The sequence below is a fragment of the Nostoc sp. genome, assembly GCF_036917935.1.
GTDB lineage: Bacteria > Cyanobacteriota > Cyanobacteriia > Cyanobacteriales > Nostocaceae > Nostoc.
The window spans coordinates 56,295-72,403 of record NZ_JBALEL010000064.1; the positions used below are offsets into that span (position 1 = coordinate 56,295).

Below are 16,109 nucleotides of genomic sequence, written 5' to 3' on the forward strand. Positions count from 1 at the left end.
GTTTCCTCTGATAGATGTAGAAAAGCAAACAAATTTGCTATTTCATGTCGCAATAGTTGCAATATTTAGCCATTTGTTGGATTGCTACACTTTAATCTTTCTACTCTTATTTATTTGCTTGAGTAGTGATCATAACTGATTAATTTTTCTTGGCTATTTTGGGAATTTATCACTAATGATTTGACTTTTTCAGCCTTGGGATTGAAATAATTATGTCTAATTTCAGATTATTTTCAAGTCTCTGGTTAGATACAAAAAATAGAGATACTTGGTAGGATTACATCAATAACAGCTTAAATCTAATCCAATATACTGTTTGCAAATTATTAAAAAAAGATTCAGTCTGATGTTTTTTTAGGAGTCAATAAGGAATATGAAATCTCAAAATTTTCGCAAGTCCGCTGAGTTATTTGGTGCTATCTGTAGTGGATTACTGATTAGTCTGCCAGCAATTCCTCAAGTAGTAGCACAAGAATCTACTCCCAAAATTAACCCTTGTCCTCGTATTTTCTACGAAGAACCACATAATAATCAGGTTGTAGTACCACAGGGATGTCCTCCCAACGCACTAACACAAAGACTAGCTGCTCAAGGGCTTCTTCCTGTCCCTACTACCCGATCACAAGAGCAAACAAAATTGGGTGTCGGCGGTGCTGAAGCTCCAGAACCAGGTGTCAGACTACCACGCCCAGCCTCTGAAGATCAAACTCAACAGCCCTCATCAGGGGCGGTTTCCACTGACCAACAACCACTGCTACAACCACGGCAAACCCCCAGTGCGACGATCGCACTCAATAATGGTGCAGTTAATATCAGGTTGGTGAATGATACTGCGGCTAATGTAACTTTCCAAGTGATTGGCGATACGGCACCGCGATCGCTACAAGGTAAGTCAAATGTAATACTGCAAAGTCTAAAGACACCAGTAACGCTAACATTTGAACGAGAAGATGGCGGACAGTTGATAGTGACTCCACAAGCTTCTTCAGAGCCAGGAAGTTTGGAAGTTACATTTAAGGAAGCTACCAATGCAGCACAGGGTAGAAGTGCTATGAGAATTGAACCAAACGGTTCAGTGTTCTTGAATTAGTAGGGTCAAGGCGTGGGTTAAATTATACACAAAACAGTAGGGGCAATTGATCAATTGCCCCTACTTTCAACGATGCAAAAGATTTCCGGTGTCCTACTGCTACTTCCGGTGAAGCATTTTAGTTAGCTGATCTAGCAATTGCACTTCTTGCTTGCTGTCTTGCAATGTCCGCGCCAATATAATCGCCCTTTCGTAAAAATTGCGGGCAGTTAGGTAATTACCTTGTTGCTTATATAACTGAGCATAAGATTCAAAAGATTTTAATTCTTCTCGCACATTTTGCAACTCTCTTGCGAGTGCTAAACGTTGCTCTAGTAAGTCAAAAGCGCGTTCGTAACGTCCTACAGCAGTGTGAGATGTAACTAAACCGTCAATTGCCCGTAATTCATTAGTGCGATCGCGGTTGGTTCTAGCTGTCTGCATTGCTTCACCATAAGTAGCAATAGTATCCTGATAATTTCCAGATGCTAAGTAGGCATCACCTAAATTATTCAGGGTATTTGCTTCACCTATGGCATCGCCAGTCTGACGGCGGAAAGTTAAAGCATTTTCGTACAGTTTAATCGCCTTGTTGTAATCTCCCAACCTGGCACTTACCAAACCCAAATTACTCAAAGATAATCCTTCACCTTCAATATTTTTGACACCGTGAGCAATTGTGAGTGCATCTTCAACTGTTTTACCAGCAGCAGCAAATTCGCCTTGTTGCAGCAGAAATGTACCGATATTATTCAGCACAAAAATTTGAGATTGGAAGTCTTTAGTATCACGAGCGATCGCTAATCCTCTTCTTAAAGCATCTTCCGCCTCTTTTGAACTACCAACCTGCACATAAGCTTTAGCAAGCAAATTGTAGGTCATACCTTGTGCTTTCAGGTCGCCAATGGAATGATATAGTTCTAATGCCCGCAAACAAGACACAATTGTTTTGTCGGCATATCCGGAAGCGTATTCTTGTTCACCAATACGCAGCAAACCGTCTGCTTGATCTCTTGATTGTCGCCCAACGGAATTATTTAAAGGGCGATGGAGTTGTTCGGTAATATCAACCGCACCGGCTACAGGACTCAGCAAAAAAGCAAACAGTAAAAAGCTGTGTAAAAGTACTTGGGGACAAGAAACCGCACCTACACAAATTAAGCCTACCTTTTGCCTGGGAAATACAAGCCGTTGTTTCATAAAAATTACCCCTAAAGTTGCGGGTTTAAGTAGAAGGTCTAAGAAGAAGTTTTAAGTTTTTAAATTGAAGACAATCAGTATACGCATTTTTACTTAAGTTTGGATTGAACAAAATCGTCCCCAAAGTATATGGTGCGGATATCTGTGGGTAATTTGTCCTCTAGCATACGATAGCCTTCTTGGAGAAAATTGGCTACTTCACTAGGAGCGATCGCTTCTCCTTCAGCTTGGAGATAGGCAGCGATTCTAGTTTCGCTCCAGTGGAAAGTTTGAGCCATTAACACGATTAATCGTAAAACTGGTGGTAGTTGGTCTAACGCCTGTTCTACATAGCACCATAGCGGCGGTGAAGTCGCTTGGAGAGAATAATGAATTGCTTCTGTGGGTGGTAGTTTAATCTCGTTAATACAGAAAGCTGTCATATTAATTAACCAATTTTGCATGGTCAAGGCTGACTCGCCTGATTCAGAGTCAGTTAAATTCAGTCCACCGAGTTCGTAATAGATATGTCGCCAGGTGAGGGCAAACAGATAATCTGCCTGCACAGGCGATCGCGCCGAATGCCGAATTAAGGTGTAGACTATGGGGCTATAGCGGCAAAAAATCACCGTAAAGTACTTTCCGACATCTGGATAGCGCTGAAACAGAGTCAGTAATTCATGGTCACTGTGATGGAAGAGCGACTTCACCAGTGGGTGATTAGCTTCGGGAAAATGAGGAATTTGCACAAGTCTTGGAGTTGATAGTTGTTAAAATAGTTTTGGGAATTGCACTCCCCTAGTTAATCGCATAATATCTTGGTGTTGCTCAGTTTGTAGATGAGACTCAGACTACTTGAGTATTGATAAACTAGAAACAAGGACTTAATTTTAGTCTTAATCGACAATCATAAAATCAACTCTCTTAAAGAATCCTTATTTGTTCATGGTTATAGCAGTTAGTGTGATATCGTTCCTGCTCAGTCCCCTTACTTTAGGCTCCTTTCTGCCTTCCCTGCCCTTAGATAGCCTGTTCTCCACCCAAGGCATTATGGTAATGCTGCTAGCAGCTTACGCTGGTGCTATGTGGATGTTTCTCACCAGTGCCCCAAAAGTACACACTGTAATGGTGTCAGATTTGGAGATTGCCCGACAGTTGTATGAAGGACTGCTAGATTTGCCAGCAGCTGAGGTGCCATTGCACTATTACTACAACTACGAACAAACTATAGGCGCAACTGGCATCGATCCGTTATATATGTCTACTGGGCCAAGCTTGTCTAGCAAAATGATGAATAATGCTAACGATGGGCTGTGGTATCAATTGAAGAAAAACACCCAGTTACACGTTATTACTGGTGCGAGTTTAGGTAGCAAAAATCAGCAACGCCACGTTTGTTTTGACCATGACTGCCTGGAAATGATTTTAATGCGAATCGAAATGCGCGGTTTGAAATTGAAGATTCGTAACCACAAACCCTTGAATTTTTTGGTCAAGGACTACGAAGGGCGAGTTATTGAGGTGGCTGAGGTAGCGAATTAGTTCTGAGGTTTTAGATTATTTGAGGTTGGGTTTGGCGTAGCTTGCCGCCGTAGGCATCGCTAAACCCAATATTTATTTTTAGATTTTGGATTTTAGATTTTGGATTTTCGTGCAAGCGTTACCGCAGGGGTAGGTAAGTAGATAGGTGTAAATAAAGTAGAAAAAATGTACACATCTCACCTATATGAAACAGATTTCTATGGTTGGACGCAAAAGCAGGTTAGCTTGCTCAAAACTCAACATTGGGAACAATTAGATACAGTTAATCTGATATATTTGTTAATTTATCTAGCAATTCTTCTGCTAAATCCAACAACTCAATCTCATCAATTTCATCACTACTTCCACGATTACTTTCTCTAGACGCCACATTAGCAGCCAAAACATTTTTCACAGCAAAAATCTTATCTTCTTCAGATAGACTCAAACATTTTTCCAACTCTACAGCAATTTCTCCGATTGTCCTTGTACCCAAATGCTCTCTCACTTTAACCGCTACAGAATCGTCACTTTCCAGCAGTTTTACCAAAGCTGTTTTCAGTCCATCATCTTCGCCAGAAAACTTCTCAACGGCGACACGCACATATTCCCGGACGCTCATGTTTGCCGCCAATGCTTTTTGGAAAACTACATCTGGTACATCTACCAGCAACACACCTTCGTTATCACTAGCTTGATATAAGTCATCTCCTTGTTTGACGGCTACCAGCAAATCTGCACCCAAGGTATGTAAATAGTGCAACACCGATTCCAACTCGTGTTCCTTTAACGCCGACTCCAACTTGGACACAGCCGCCTGCTTTACTCCTAGTTTTTGGGCTAACTGTGCCTGAGTCAATCCTGCTTTATTACGTATTTCCCGCATAGCATCGGTAAGATATAGGCGCAGATACTCTAACTTTCCCGCCAAAATCACTTCTGGCTCGTCGCTTACCTTCTCCTGCAACCAAGCTTGAAAATTAGGTTTTTTCATCAATTTTCCCTCTGCTGCAATTCACGTAATCTCAAGACCTCTTGCAAAAGTCCGTAACACCCCACCCCCAACCCCTCCCCGCAAGCGGGGAGGGGAGACAAAGCGTAGCTTTGGCGGGGTGGGGTTCAAATTTATTGATTTATGCAAGAGGTCTTCACTCTTGCAGGCTCTTTGTCTCTATCTTTAATAGCGTTGTCGTATTTCTTCATAAAGGCGTGCAGCACAACAAATCGCTGAGGAGTCGCAGCCGTTAAAATAAACCTTGGATTATGTTCGCTTTTAGTCATGCGTAACTCATACAGGTCATCTTCGAGTTTCTCAAAGATGCCACTTGTGAGCGATGCGAGTCCTTTATTACACAGGTAGCCAAGGTTAACTTGCAAACGCCTGGTTTCGGAAGGACTCAGTAATGGCTTTGGTGGATTTTCTGGTTGCTCCTGTTCAGGAATCATCCTAATGAAAAAAGCAAGTAAATCTTTGGGGATTTCCCCATTGACATCTTGATAAAGTTTCCAAGTCCAATTCACTTTCTACCTCAGAGTATAATATTCCTTCCAAGGAATGTCCATATATTATTCTCTATAAGGAATATCCCATGGATTATGGGAATGCAACTAAAATGTTCAATTTCCACTCAGGCTAAAATAGGTAAATCCCCTAACAGAGATGATTTATGAACCAGCCAATATCTGAGAGAGTGCGCTGGACTACCGCCGATTTAGAGTTGTTTCCAGATAACGGGAATCGCTATGAAATTATTGACGGAGAATTGTTTGTGACTAAAGCGCCCCACTGGAAGCATCAAAAAACTTGTGTCAGAATTAGCACTTCCTTGGATAACTGGTCACAAACTACTGGTCTGGGAGAAGTTGTGGCTGCTCCAGGAATAATTTTTGGCGACAATGATAATGTTATTCCCGATGTTGTCTGGGCTAGCAATGAGAGATTGCCCCTACTTTTAGACGAGGCGGGACATTTGACTGGTGCGCCAGAACTAATTGTAGAGGTATTATCTGCTGGTAGTGAAAACGAAAAGCGGGATAGAGAACTAAAACTTAAGCTCTACTCATCACGAGGAGTCAGAGAATATTGGATTGTAGATTGGCGTAAGCAACAGGTGGAAGTATATCGACGCGAACAAGCGAGTTTAAAGTTAGTTGCTACGTTATTCAATGGTGACGAATTGAGTTCACCCATATTACCTGATTTTACTTGTGCGATCGCACAACTATTTACTTAACACCATAATATTTTGAATATGTTAATTAATGCGGGAATTGAGGTATGGATGCTGAGGAATTGCTCAGGCGATCGCTCCCCTCGCTAGTTGAGAAACAAAACCCAACATTTATGACGGATATCCAATTAACAAATGAGAAAGTAAAGCTTAACTGTGCTGTAAAAACTCAACTTTGGGCAATAACGGGTCAGTCACAATACCCACACCGCTAAAACCCCAGCGTTTGAGCAAGTTTCCCAACTGTGTACGCGCGATAGATTCCACTGCAAAGCGATTTGCCACTTCTGCTGCGTGGGTGTTGAGATAGCTAAGGGCGTCAAAGTTTTCCTGAAACAACAATAAATAACCCGATGTTTCAGCATCAGGACGAGCTATAAGATAATTCCCGTCAGTTTTTGAGCGCACCAAGTAATAGACTTCGGACAGCATGGAGATGAAGTTTGTTGGGGAGGAAAAAAGTTCTTCAAATAAAAAACATAGAGGAATATCGCACATCTTTAATTTCCGAGTATCCCTCATTGCTTTAAAATAAACAATTTGAAATACTTATTTATCCAAATTTGCCACTGACGTAATCTCTGGTATCTTCCTGCTGAGGATTATTGAAAATTACTTCTGTCGCGTCGTATTCTACCATATAACCGCTACGGGTTCCTGTGTCTGAAGTTCGAACATTAAAAAAGGCTGTCTTATCAGAAACACGGGCTGCTTGCTGCATGTTATGGGTGACAATGACAATAGTATATTGCTCTTTAAGGTCGTGAATCAGTTCTTCAACCCGCAAGGTGGAAATGGGGTCAAGAGCGGAGCAAGGTTCATCCATCAGTATAATTTCAGGTTGCACTGCGATCGCACGAGCAATACATAACCGCTGTTGTTGTCCACCCGATAAAGATGAGCCACTTTGCTGTAGTTTATCTTTGACTTCATCCCACAAAGCTGCTTTTCTGAGACTGCTTTCTACTAATTCATCGAAATTACCTTTGTAGCCGTTGATTTTGGCTCCAAAAGTAATATTGTCATAAATTGATTTGGGAAATGGATTTGGTCTTTGAAACACCATCCCAATTCTCCGACGTACTTCTACAGGGTCGATATCGGGTGCATACAAGTTTTTATCGTAAAAAAGTATTTTACCTTCTGCCCGAAATGACTCAATCAGGTCATTGAGACGGTTATAGCATCGCAACAACGTACTTTTACCACAACCAGAAGGGCCGATAAAAGCAGTCACCTGATTTTTCGGTATATCTAGCCAAATATTCTGTAAGGCTAAAAATTTGCCGTAGTAAATGTTGAGATTTTCAGTGCGTAAAACGGTTTCAGTGTCATTCACTGTCCTAGTGTTGGTAGGCATAAATTAAATCTAGTGTTAGTTTAAGCGATGGGGATCTGCACTGTATATGGTTGTCTACTAAGCTTTTTGACGAGTTGCCCAGCGAGCGATGATACTTGTGATTAGAACCATCAATACCAAAATCAAAGATGCTGCCCAAGCTAGAGATTGCCAATTTTTAAACGGAGAAATGGCATATTTATAAACCAAAACAGCCAGGGAAGCTGTCGGTTGAAATAAGCTATCTGGCCAAAAATTAGAAAACAGAGCAGTAAATAGCAAAGGTGCGGTTTCTCCAGAGGCTCTGGCGATCGCTAGCGTTGCCCCAGTTACAATAGCTGGTAAAGCTGCTGGTAAGACTACTTGACTCACCGTTTGAAAGTTAGTCGCTCCCAACCCTACAGATGCTTGTCGCAAATCTTGCGATACTAACTGTAAGGCTTCATCAGTCGTTCGCAGAATAATAGGCAACATCAAAATTGCCAGTGCAAACCCTCCACCGAGAGCTGAATACGATCCTAAGTTCAATTTTACCAGTGTTAAAACTACAATCCCATAAGCAAATACCCCAGCAATAATTGAGGGAACTCCACTCAGGACGTTAGCCGCAAAACGTACCCATCTGGCTACTCTCGCCGAACTAAATTCAGTGATGTAAATCGCCCCCAAAACTCCAAAGGGGATGCTAATAAAGGCAGCAATTCCTACCATTAGTAGTGTGCCTAAAATTGCATTACCAAACCCTCCTCCCTTTTGTAGAGCTTTGGGTGGCAATTCCACAAACACCGCCAGATTCAGACTACTAAAGCCTTTAATAATCACATAAGAGAGTACTGCAAGCAAAGGTAAAAGAGCCAATACTCCGCAGGTAAATGCGACTACGGTCATCACTGTATTAAACAGTGTCCTTTGAGACGTGGGGGAGCGAGTTAAACTGCGCTCTGGAAAATTAGAAGTCATAATTTAACCCAAAACTAAGCTATATTCGCTTGACTCTCAGAACGATCAACTCTGCGAGAATATTGACTACCAGTGTCAAGAAAAATAGAACTAAAGCCGCGTACATTAAAGCCGCAACTTGTAAACCACTAGCTTCTGAGAATTGATTTGCCAGTAGAGAAGAAATCGTATTGGCTGGTGCTAAAAGAGAGAGACTGATGTTGTTGGAGTTGCCAATTAACATCGTGACAGCCATTGTTTCTCCCATTGCCCGGCCCAGTCCCAGCATCACAGCACTAACTATGCCTGAAAAGGCTGCTGGAATGAGAACTTGCAAAATCGTTTCCCAGCGGGTTGCTCCCAGCCCTATAGAGGCTTGGCGCAAACTGGGGGGTACAGAAATCAAAGCATCGCGGGATAAAGCTGTGATGATGGGCAAAGTCATAATCGCTAATATGACTCCCGCCGGTAACATTCCTGGCCCTGTAGGAGAAGTGCTAAAAAATGGTAGCCAGCCAAAGTAACCATTGAGCCATTTTCCCAAGTTGGTTAAGATTGGCACTAAAACAAAAATACCCCACACGCCGTAGACAACGCTGGGAATAGCTGCGAGCAGTTCTACTGCGAAAACCAGTACCAGCTTCACTTTAGCGGGTAAAAAATCCTCACTCAGTACAATAGCAGTACCAACCCCAATCGGCACTGCTATCAGCAGACCAATAAAAGAACTCACGAGAGTTCCATAGATTTGAGGTAGAACCCCGTAGCTATCATTAACCGGGTTCCAAGTAGTGTTGACTAAAAAGCCAGCACCAAACTTTTGGATGGCAGGCCAAGAGCCAATTGCAACCTGCGACCCGATCCATAATAAAGTACCAGCAACCCCAAAAGCGAAAATTTTAGTCAGCCAAATAAAACCCTGATCTAGGGACTTCTCTGCGCTAGAGCGATTTTTCATCGCTGAGGACAGATTTTGAGAATTTGTAGTCATGAATACCGACTTTCACAATTAAATCACAAAAAAATATGGGAGGCAACCAGATTAGTAAATTTGTCGCCTCATCATTTGTTTAAACTGATACAATAGTAACCCCATGTTTCAAGTTACTATTGAATATGGCATGTTTGATTGCTTACTTGCTAGCGCTACTACCACTGGCAACAGAGATTTTATACTCTGGACTGATTTGGTCAGCCGCCGCAGCTACCTTTGTGATGACGTTTTGGGGTAGAGGAACATACCCTAATGCACTAGCCTGTTTCTGACCCTCACTTAAGGCATATTCGATTGCAGCTTCGATCGCCTTAGCTTTTGCCGCATTGGGATATTTCTTGTAAGCCAAAATCCAGGTGTAAGTAACGATGGGATAGGAATCAGCCCCTTCGGGATCAGAAATGAAGGAGCGGAGATTTGCGGGTAGAGGTACTGATTCGAGAGTTTTAGAGGCTGACTCTTCACTAGCTACAACAAACTTGCCGCCTTTGTTTTCCAAAGCAGCAAACTTGAGACTATTTTGTTTGGCATAGCCGTACTCGACATAACCAATAGAACCTTGAGTTTGTTGAATTTGAGCGGTAACACCCTCATTACCCTTAGCACCGACTCCCTTAGGCCAGTTGACAGTTTTGCCCTCACCAACTTTAGTCTTCCACTCTGGGCTGATCGCGCTGAGGTGTTTTGTGAACACACCCGTAGTTCCGCTACCATCGGAACGATAAACAACTACGATCGCCTCTTTCGGAAGCTTTGCACCTGGGTTAGCCTTGGCAATTTGGGCATCATCCCAAGACGTGATTTTGCCTAGTAGAATATCGGCGTAAACGGCTCGTGGGAGCTTGAGTTCTGGAACATCAGGCAAGTTGTAAGCCAACACGATGCTACCAGCAGTCACAGGCAGTAAAATAACACCCCTATCTGCTGGTACTTTCTGGATTTCTTCATCCTTCATCGCAACATCGCTGGCACCAAAGTCTACAGTACCTTTGATAAATTGCTCGACTCCAGCACCGCTACCAACTGATGCATAGTCAACTTGGAGATTTGGATATTTTTTGTTTAAATCCGTGAACCAGGTATCGTACAGTGGTGCCGGAAAAGACGCACCAGCCCCGGTTAACTTTACGGTTCCGCCAAGGTCTAATTTAGCTGGGCTAGAGGCAGTAGTGTCTGTAGCAGTACCAGAAGGTGTATCCTTGGTGGCTGTACTATCTGGGGTTTGCTGTCCGCCACAACCTGCTAGGCTGATTGTCAGTGCTAACACTGAAATTGAACCTGTGAGGCGATGAGTTTTTGTTGCACTAAGATGTGAGAGCATCGCTATCAATTTTTTAGTAACTTTTCAGGTGAGCGTTTCTAAGATACTCCTAAAGGACAACAGTAAAGATTAACGATAGGTTAAAAGAACAAAAAAATGCTTGGTTTTTTTGATGAAGAACAAACCCCTATTTCTAGTTTTGCTTGATAAATTTTATACTCTTGCTTTATTTGAAAGATATAAATAGCACTACATGAAGTTGATTATACGTATTTACAAAACTTTATTGATAGAGTAGGTTCGTTGGCCAAGTCGTGAAAAATTGTGGTATGTAGTGTTTTTTGTTTACATACTATACACTCTATACTTTCTCCTTTTAGGAGAAAGTATCTGAATCTTACTCAACCGAGAAACGCTATAAATATTAAGCACTTTGTAGCTAAATTTAGGCAATCACTTGAAACCTTAGTATTTATACTAAGTTCAATAATACATGTTTTACCATGTTTTAGGTGAAATACCAGAATTAAGAACACGCCTCAGTCAATAAAATCAGACCATAGACACTGAGCCGCAATTCGCAAAACTGAAAAATTACATACCAAAAAGGCAAAAGAAAATATGCTAGTTCTTAAGATGTCAGCACAAATTTCATTTCAATAATTAATGAATATACTAGTTGCTGTTGGTTTTCCCTTTTGCTTTTCCTTGGTTGCCTGATAAATGTTTGCTGCTTCCAATCAATTACTATGGTCTATGATTGGCTTACTCCTGACAATGGGTGGTACCTTCTTAGAAGTTTATGGCATCACCTTACCTTGGACTTGGAGTCAGCACGGAATTCAGACTTTTTCTTTAGGTGTCACTTTTCAAATTGGCGCAGTATTGTTGGTGGGTTGTTTAGGGGGCAAAAATGCTGGTGCGCTCTCGCAAATTGCCTATTTAGTCATGGGGTTAACCTTACTACCAGTATTTGCCGATGGCGGCGGTATTGGTTATATCAAGCTATCTCAGTTTGGCTATCTGCTAGGCTTTATTCCTGGAGCTTGGATTTGTGGCTTGTTCGCCTTTAAAGCTAGACCTCGACTAGAAACTCTTGCCTTTAGTTGCATCTGTGGCTTGTTAACTCTCCACATCTGCGGTATTACTTATTTGATTATTAGCTATCTTTTTCAGTGGAAAGGCACAGAAAATCTACCCTTGATGCAAGCAATCCTCAGATACTCCTGGTTTGCACTACCAGGTCAACTAACTGTAGTCTGTGCAGTGACTGTAATAGCATATATATTACGTCACTTAATGTTTTATTAGTTCATTGTGCTTCGTCCTTTGTCATTTGTCAAAAACTCATGACTAATGACCAACGACCAATGACCAACGACCAATGACCAATGACTAATTCACCATGCGTTTAAAAAATCGTCTCTTCTGGATCGCTGCCTTCATCGTTTTTTTCTTAGACCAAATAACAAAGTACTGGGTGGTGCAAAGCTTTAGCTTGGGGCAGACACTACCACTCTTACCTGGGATATTTCACTTCACCTATGTCACTAACACTGGTGCCGCTTTTAGTCTGTTAAGTGGGAAAGTAGAGTGGTTGCGCTGGCTATCTTTAGGAGTGAGTTTAGTATTGATAGCGTTGGCGTTGTTTGGCCCGACGTTAAATTTGTGGGATCAGTTAGGCTATGGCTTAATTTTAGGTGGAGCTATGGGCAACGGGATTGATCGTTTTGTTTTAGGCTACGTCGTTGACTTTCTTGATTTTCGCCTGATTAACTTTGCTGTATTTAATGTGGCAGACTCATTTATTAGTATTGGTATTGTTTGCCTGTTAATTGCTTCCTTGCAAAAAACACCGACTTCAACTGGTAGATCGCATTAAAGTATAAAGCCTGGGATGATTAATCCCAGGCTTTTGATTAGTGAAACCCTTGCTCAGTCTTATATGCGAAGACTTTATCTATAAGGTTTCAGCGATTTTTATTTGTCACCTGACACCAGTTTGTATAACTGGTGCAAGAGGTGAAGAAAGATGCACCGGCGATCGCTGATGGCAAACTAGTATTTAGATTATGCCCCAGCTTTTAATTTAATTACCTGTGGTAGGAGTTTTTGGTGTACTTGGAGTACTGGGAGAGCTTCCTGGTTCGGTACTGCTGCCAGGAGTGCCAGACTCAGGTGAAGTTGGGCTACTTGGTTCGGTAGTGCTGCCAGGAGCGCCTTCCGGTGGGGTCATGCTTCCTGGTGCTGGAGTTAAGTTACTAGGTGCGCCAGGTGCAGGTGGGGTCATGCTTCCTGGTGCTGGAGTTAACTTACCAGGAGCGCCTTCAGGTGGGGTCATGCTTCCTGGTGCTGGAGTTAACTTACCAGGAGCGCCTTCAGGTGGGGTCATGCTTCCTGGTGCTGGAGTTAAGTTGCCAGGAGCGCTTTCAGGTGGGGTCATGCTTCCTGGTGCTGGAGTGGTTTCGGGAGTGCCAGATCCAGGTGGGGTAATGGTTCCTGGTGCAGTTGTGCTATCAGGAGTGGTGGTCGTGCTATCAGGCGTTGTGGTTTCTGCTGGTACTGTAGTGCCACTAGGAGCGCTAGGGGTGGCTGCTGTGCCGTTGGGACAACGGGAGTTTAGCGGAAAATACTCGCACAGAATTTTCATACCTTCTGGCGACATCTTGATTTCCGTTGGTGCGCTAGTGGAGTCGCTACTAGATTGGGCTATGGGGGATTTACTGGATTCGGCTACAGCAATATTAGTGGTAAGTGCCAAAGATAAAGCTGTACCAATCAGGGTCAGAGATTTTCCCATCATTCTGAAATTAACCTCAACGGAACACTCGCCCCATTAAAACAAACTATAAGATTTAGAAAATCTTCCTAAATGAAGATATTTAGGTTTTTTCAGAATATGTGGATATGTAAAATTGGTAAAAATTAAATCAGTTCTTTATTGATGACTAGTGTTTAAAAATACAACAATAAAAATTATGCTTGTAGTTATTGAACTAGTAATACTAGATTAGATAAGACTTTGAGAATGGAGAAAAATTTGTGCTTCTATTAAAGTAAGTGACTAAAATCACGAATTAATTATAATTTTAATAAAAATTAAAGTATAAATTAGATCAAAAAGTTCCGTATAGGCAATTTCTGCTTTAGCTTATGAGTAAAATGATGAAAGACTAACATCTAGATTGATTGTAATTCGCCCGATTCTTCACTAAAAACTGTGATGTGAATAGCCGATGAGTTCTCCCCAACCCCCTCACAAGCCACAAACGTTACTAGGTCAACTGACTCAAGCAGTACATACGATTCAAGCTAGGGTCGATTTTTCTAAATTGGCGCTCAAGCCTAATGCCAAAGTACCGGAACTTTGGGTGCAGGATGCGGGGGCGGATAAAGCAGAGGTATATCCACTGTTGGGCGATCGCTATATTCTCGGTCGTAGCTCCAAATCCAGCGATATCGTCATCCGTAACCCTGTTGTCAGCCAAATTCACCTGTCACTATCGCGGAATTCTACTCAGCACACACCAGTTTTCGTGATCAAAGACGAAAACTCCACCAATGGCATTTATCGGGGCAAGCGTCGTGTTAGTTCCCTAGAACTGCGTCACGGCGATATTCTGACTCTGGGGCCCCCAGAACTCGCCGCTTCTGTACGGTTGCAATACGTCGATCCACCAGCATGGTATGTCAAAGCTGCAAGTTGGACAGCTTATGGAGTTGGTGGTGTCGGTGCCCTGTTAACGTTAGTGATTGGCGTTGAATGGCTGAAATTTTCAGTCAAACCTCTACCGACAGCGACACGCGCCCCAGTAGTTGTTTATGCCCGTGATGGAGCCACTCCCCTAAGAGAGCCTCGGACTATCTCTCATGTAGACATGAAGCGATTAGAGGAATTTGGCCCTTATTTGCCTGCTGCTGTCGTGGCTTCAGAGGATAGTCGTTATTACTGGCACTTTGGGGTTGATCCTCTGGGGATTTTACGAGCTGTGTTGATTAATAGCCGCAGCGGGGATGTGCAACAAGGAGCCAGCACTGTTACCCAGCAAGTTGCCCGCAGTTTGTTCCGCGAGTATGTAGGCAGACAGGATACCCTTGGCCGCAAATTGCGGGAGGCAGTTGTCGCCCTGAAGCTCGAAACTTTTTACAGCAAAGATGATATTTTGCTGATGTACTTAAATCGGGTTTTTTTGGGGGGGGATACTTCTGGTTTTGAGGATGCAGCCCGATATTACTTTGAGAAGTCGGCTAAAGAATTAACTTTGGCAGAAGCAGCAACATTGGTAGGAATTTTACCAGCCCCCAACGCTTTCGATTTTTGTGGGGATGGGCCAAATAAGCTAGAAGCCGCTGAATACCGGAATCGTGTGATTAAGCGGTTGCTGGAGATGGGCAAAATTAAACCAGAAGATGCGAACCGCGCTAGACGCTCCACTGTCCAAATTAGTCCTAAAGTCTGCGAACAGCAAGCTAAAACGATCGCACCTTATTTTTACAGTTACGTCTTCTCTGAACTCGAATCCATCTTGGGGGAGGGAGCAGCAAGAGAAGGAAACTATATCATTGAAACCAAGCTCGATCCAGCGATACAGAGACAAGCAGAAGCAGCGTTGAGTAATTCGGTGAACAACTCTGGCAGAAATTTTAATTTTTCTCAAGGGGCGGTGGTTACTCTTGACTCTAGTACTGGTAGCATCCTCGCAATGGTGGGCGGGACTGATTACAAAAAAAGTCAGTTCAATCGCGCTGTTCAAGCCAAAAGACAACCAGGCTCGACGTTCAAAATCTTTGCTTACACCGCTGCTATTCAACAGGGAATTTCACCATCAAAAAGTTATTCCTGCGCTCCTTTAAATTGGCAAGGCTTTACATATAAACCCTGTCGTGCTGGTGCTGACACTAGCTTCGATATTGCCACTGGGCTGGCGCTTTCAGAAAATCCGATCGCCCTGCGAGTTGCCAGAGAAATCGGGCTGGATAAAGTCGTGGCAATGGCGCAGCGTTTAGGGATAAAATCAAAGCTCGATCCAGTTCCTGGATTGGTACTGGGTCAAAGCGTGGTCAATGTTTTGGAAATGACTGGTGCTTTTGGCGCTATTGGCAATCGCGGTGTGTCAAATTCTCCCCATGCCATTAACCGAATTTTAGATAGTGGTGATTGCCGCGATCGCAATGATATCAAAACCTGTCGGGTAATCTACTCCTTCGACCAAGATCCAGGTGCCAACAAACGAGTGTTGACAAATGATGTCGCCGATGAAATGACTAGTTTGATGCGCGGTGTAATCGCCAGAGGTACTGGTCGTAGTGCTGCCATTGGACTAGGGGAAGCTGGTAAAACTGGCACCACTGATAAAAACGTTGACTTGTGGTTTATTGGTTTTATCCCCAGTCAGCGACTTGTAACTGGCGTTTGGCTGGGAAACGACAATAATTCCCCGACATCTGGCAGCAGCGCTCAAGCAGCTCAATTATGGGGGAATTATATGCGGAGAATTACAAGGTAAATGGGCATTGGGCATTGGGAACTATTGATCAATAAATGATCAATAGACTTTTGTGAGATGGGCAACGTA

Annotated in this window: 16 protein-coding genes and 1 pseudogene; 7 read left to right on the top strand and 10 right to left on the bottom strand. The window is 42.9% G+C overall.

Features of this window, described 5'->3' with window-relative positions:
* Positions 1 to 373: 373 nt before the first annotated feature.
* Complete coding sequence (locus tag V7K62_RS28420; protein WP_334870112.1) at positions 374 to 1,090, top strand: hypothetical protein; 717 nt, start codon at positions 374 to 376, stop codon at positions 1,088 to 1,090.
* Between the two features lie 99 nt (positions 1,091 to 1,189).
* Here V7K62_RS28420 and V7K62_RS28425 read toward each other — a convergent pair whose 3' ends face one another.
* Both V7K62_RS28425 and V7K62_RS28430 read right to left on the bottom strand, forming a co-directional pair.
* The gene (locus V7K62_RS28425) at positions 1,190 to 2,269 is read right to left on the bottom strand and encodes a tetratricopeptide repeat protein (protein WP_334870114.1); all 1,080 of its coding nucleotides are present in this window, start codon (positions 2,267 to 2,269) and stop codon (positions 1,190 to 1,192) included.
* An 89-nt stretch (positions 2,270 to 2,358) separates the two neighbouring features.
* The gene (locus V7K62_RS28430) at positions 2,359 to 2,997 is read right to left on the bottom strand and encodes a sigma-70 family RNA polymerase sigma factor (RefSeq protein WP_334870116.1); all 639 of its coding nucleotides are present in this window, start codon (positions 2,995 to 2,997) and stop codon (positions 2,359 to 2,361) included.
* A 196-nt stretch (positions 2,998 to 3,193) separates the two neighbouring features.
* Here V7K62_RS28430 and V7K62_RS28435 point away from each other — a divergent pair, with 196 nt between their 5' ends.
* Together V7K62_RS28435 and V7K62_RS31690 are read left to right on the top strand one after the other, a co-directional pair.
* On the top strand, positions 3,194 to 3,790 hold the full coding sequence (locus V7K62_RS28435; RefSeq protein ID WP_289795753.1) for a glyoxalase-like domain protein: 597 nt from the start codon (positions 3,194 to 3,196) through the stop codon (positions 3,788 to 3,790).
* Positions 3,791 to 3,955: 165 nt separating this feature from the next.
* Positions 3,956 to 4,021, top strand: a pseudogene (locus tag V7K62_RS31690) (DUF29 domain-containing protein); the annotation flags it as partial.
* Between the two features lie 31 nt (positions 4,022 to 4,052).
* Here V7K62_RS31690 and V7K62_RS28445 read toward each other — a convergent pair.
* Positions 4,053 to 4,763, bottom strand: coding sequence for a helix-turn-helix domain-containing protein (locus V7K62_RS28445; protein ID WP_334870120.1), 711 nt, complete (start codon positions 4,761 to 4,763; stop codon positions 4,053 to 4,055).
* Between the two features lie 131 nt (positions 4,764 to 4,894).
* Complete coding sequence (locus V7K62_RS28450; protein WP_334870122.1) at positions 4,895 to 5,290, bottom strand: type II toxin-antitoxin system RelE/ParE family toxin; 396 nt, start codon at positions 5,288 to 5,290, stop codon at positions 4,895 to 4,897.
* 146 nt (positions 5,291 to 5,436) lie between these two features.
* Here V7K62_RS28450 and V7K62_RS28455 point away from each other — a divergent pair, with 146 nt between their 5' ends.
* A complete protein-coding gene (locus tag V7K62_RS28455) occupies positions 5,437 to 6,003 on the top strand; it encodes a Uma2 family endonuclease (RefSeq protein ID WP_334870124.1) in 567 nt (188 codons plus the stop codon).
* Positions 6,004 to 6,150: 147 nt separating this feature from the next.
* Here V7K62_RS28455 and V7K62_RS28460 read toward each other — a convergent pair whose 3' ends face one another.
* The 5 genes from V7K62_RS28460 to pstS form a co-directional block, all read right to left on the bottom strand.
* Positions 6,151 to 6,432 (bottom strand): hypothetical protein, encoded by a 282-nt coding sequence (locus V7K62_RS28460; protein WP_334691509.1) that lies wholly within the window; start codon positions 6,430 to 6,432, stop codon positions 6,151 to 6,153.
* Positions 6,433 to 6,553: 121 nt separating this feature from the next.
* Positions 6,554 to 7,360, bottom strand: coding sequence for a phosphate ABC transporter ATP-binding protein PstB (gene pstB, locus V7K62_RS28465; protein WP_334870126.1), 807 nt, complete (start codon positions 7,358 to 7,360; stop codon positions 6,554 to 6,556).
* A 57-nt stretch (positions 7,361 to 7,417) separates the two neighbouring features.
* Positions 7,418 to 8,299: a phosphate ABC transporter permease PstA gene (pstA, locus tag V7K62_RS28470; protein ID WP_334870129.1), complete on the bottom strand. Its 882-nt coding sequence runs from the start codon at positions 8,297 to 8,299 to the stop codon at positions 7,418 to 7,420.
* Between the two features lie 19 nt (positions 8,300 to 8,318).
* Complete coding sequence (pstC, locus tag V7K62_RS28475) at positions 8,319 to 9,269, bottom strand: phosphate ABC transporter permease subunit PstC (protein WP_334870131.1); 951 nt, start codon at positions 9,267 to 9,269, stop codon at positions 8,319 to 8,321.
* Positions 9,270 to 9,411: 142 nt separating this feature from the next.
* On the bottom strand, positions 9,412 to 10,593 hold the full coding sequence (gene pstS, locus V7K62_RS28480) for a phosphate ABC transporter substrate-binding protein PstS (RefSeq protein ID WP_334870133.1): 1,182 nt from the start codon (positions 10,591 to 10,593) through the stop codon (positions 9,412 to 9,414).
* A gap of 663 nt (positions 10,594 to 11,256) precedes the next feature.
* Between pstS and V7K62_RS28485 the strand changes: the two genes are divergently transcribed.
* Both V7K62_RS28485 and lspA read left to right on the top strand, forming a co-directional pair.
* On the top strand, positions 11,257 to 11,844 hold the full coding sequence (locus V7K62_RS28485; protein WP_334870134.1) for a biotin transporter BioY: 588 nt from the start codon (positions 11,257 to 11,259) through the stop codon (positions 11,842 to 11,844).
* A 94-nt stretch (positions 11,845 to 11,938) separates the two neighbouring features.
* Positions 11,939 to 12,415, top strand: coding sequence for a signal peptidase II (gene lspA / locus V7K62_RS28490; RefSeq protein ID WP_334870135.1), 477 nt, complete (start codon positions 11,939 to 11,941; stop codon positions 12,413 to 12,415).
* A gap of 207 nt (positions 12,416 to 12,622) precedes the next feature.
* Here the strand turns inward: lspA and V7K62_RS28495 are convergent, their stop codons facing one another.
* Complete coding sequence (locus V7K62_RS28495) at positions 12,623 to 13,336, bottom strand: hypothetical protein (RefSeq protein WP_334870138.1); 714 nt, start codon at positions 13,334 to 13,336, stop codon at positions 12,623 to 12,625.
* Positions 13,337 to 13,769: 433 nt separating this feature from the next.
* Here V7K62_RS28495 and V7K62_RS28500 point away from each other — a divergent pair, with 433 nt between their 5' ends.
* Entirely contained in the window at positions 13,770 to 16,040 is a 2,271-nt protein-coding gene (locus V7K62_RS28500; RefSeq protein WP_334870140.1) for a transglycosylase domain-containing protein, read from the top strand.
* Positions 16,041 to 16,109: the final 69 nt, after the last annotated feature.

Bases quoted from the DNA above. Each gene is read 5' to 3' on its own strand.
- V7K62_RS28500 (WP_334870140.1), top strand. From the start codon at position 13,770: ATGAGTTCTCCCCAACCCCCTCACAAGCCACAAACGTTACTAGGTCAA.
- V7K62_RS28425 (WP_334870114.1), bottom strand. From the start codon at position 2,269: ATGAAACAACGGCTTGTATTTCCCAGGCAAAAGGTAGGCTTAATTTGT.
- V7K62_RS28445 (WP_334870120.1), bottom strand. From the start codon at position 4,763: ATGAAAAAACCTAATTTTCAAGCTTGGTTGCAGGAGAAGGTAAGCGAC.
- pstA (WP_334870129.1), bottom strand. From the start codon at position 8,299: ATGACTTCTAATTTTCCAGAGCGCAGTTTAACTCGCTCCCCCACGTCT.
- V7K62_RS28435 (WP_289795753.1), top strand. From the start codon at position 3,194: ATGGTTATAGCAGTTAGTGTGATATCGTTCCTGCTCAGTCCCCTTACT.
- pstC (WP_334870131.1), bottom strand. From the start codon at position 9,269: ATGACTACAAATTCTCAAAATCTGTCCTCAGCGATGAAAAATCGCTCT.
- pstS (WP_334870133.1), bottom strand. From the start codon at position 10,593: ATGCTCTCACATCTTAGTGCAACAAAAACTCATCGCCTCACAGGTTCA.
- V7K62_RS28420 (WP_334870112.1), top strand. From the start codon at position 374: ATGAAATCTCAAAATTTTCGCAAGTCCGCTGAGTTATTTGGTGCTATC.
- V7K62_RS28485 (WP_334870134.1), top strand. From the start codon at position 11,257: ATGTTTGCTGCTTCCAATCAATTACTATGGTCTATGATTGGCTTACTC.
- lspA (WP_334870135.1), top strand. From the start codon at position 11,939: ATGCGTTTAAAAAATCGTCTCTTCTGGATCGCTGCCTTCATCGTTTTT.
- V7K62_RS28495 (WP_334870138.1), bottom strand. From the start codon at position 13,336: ATGATGGGAAAATCTCTGACCCTGATTGGTACAGCTTTATCTTTGGCA.
- pstB (WP_334870126.1), bottom strand. From the start codon at position 7,360: ATGCCTACCAACACTAGGACAGTGAATGACACTGAAACCGTTTTACGC.
- V7K62_RS28460 (WP_334691509.1), bottom strand. From the start codon at position 6,432: ATGCTGTCCGAAGTCTATTACTTGGTGCGCTCAAAAACTGACGGGAAT.
- V7K62_RS28455 (WP_334870124.1), top strand. From the start codon at position 5,437: ATGAACCAGCCAATATCTGAGAGAGTGCGCTGGACTACCGCCGATTTA.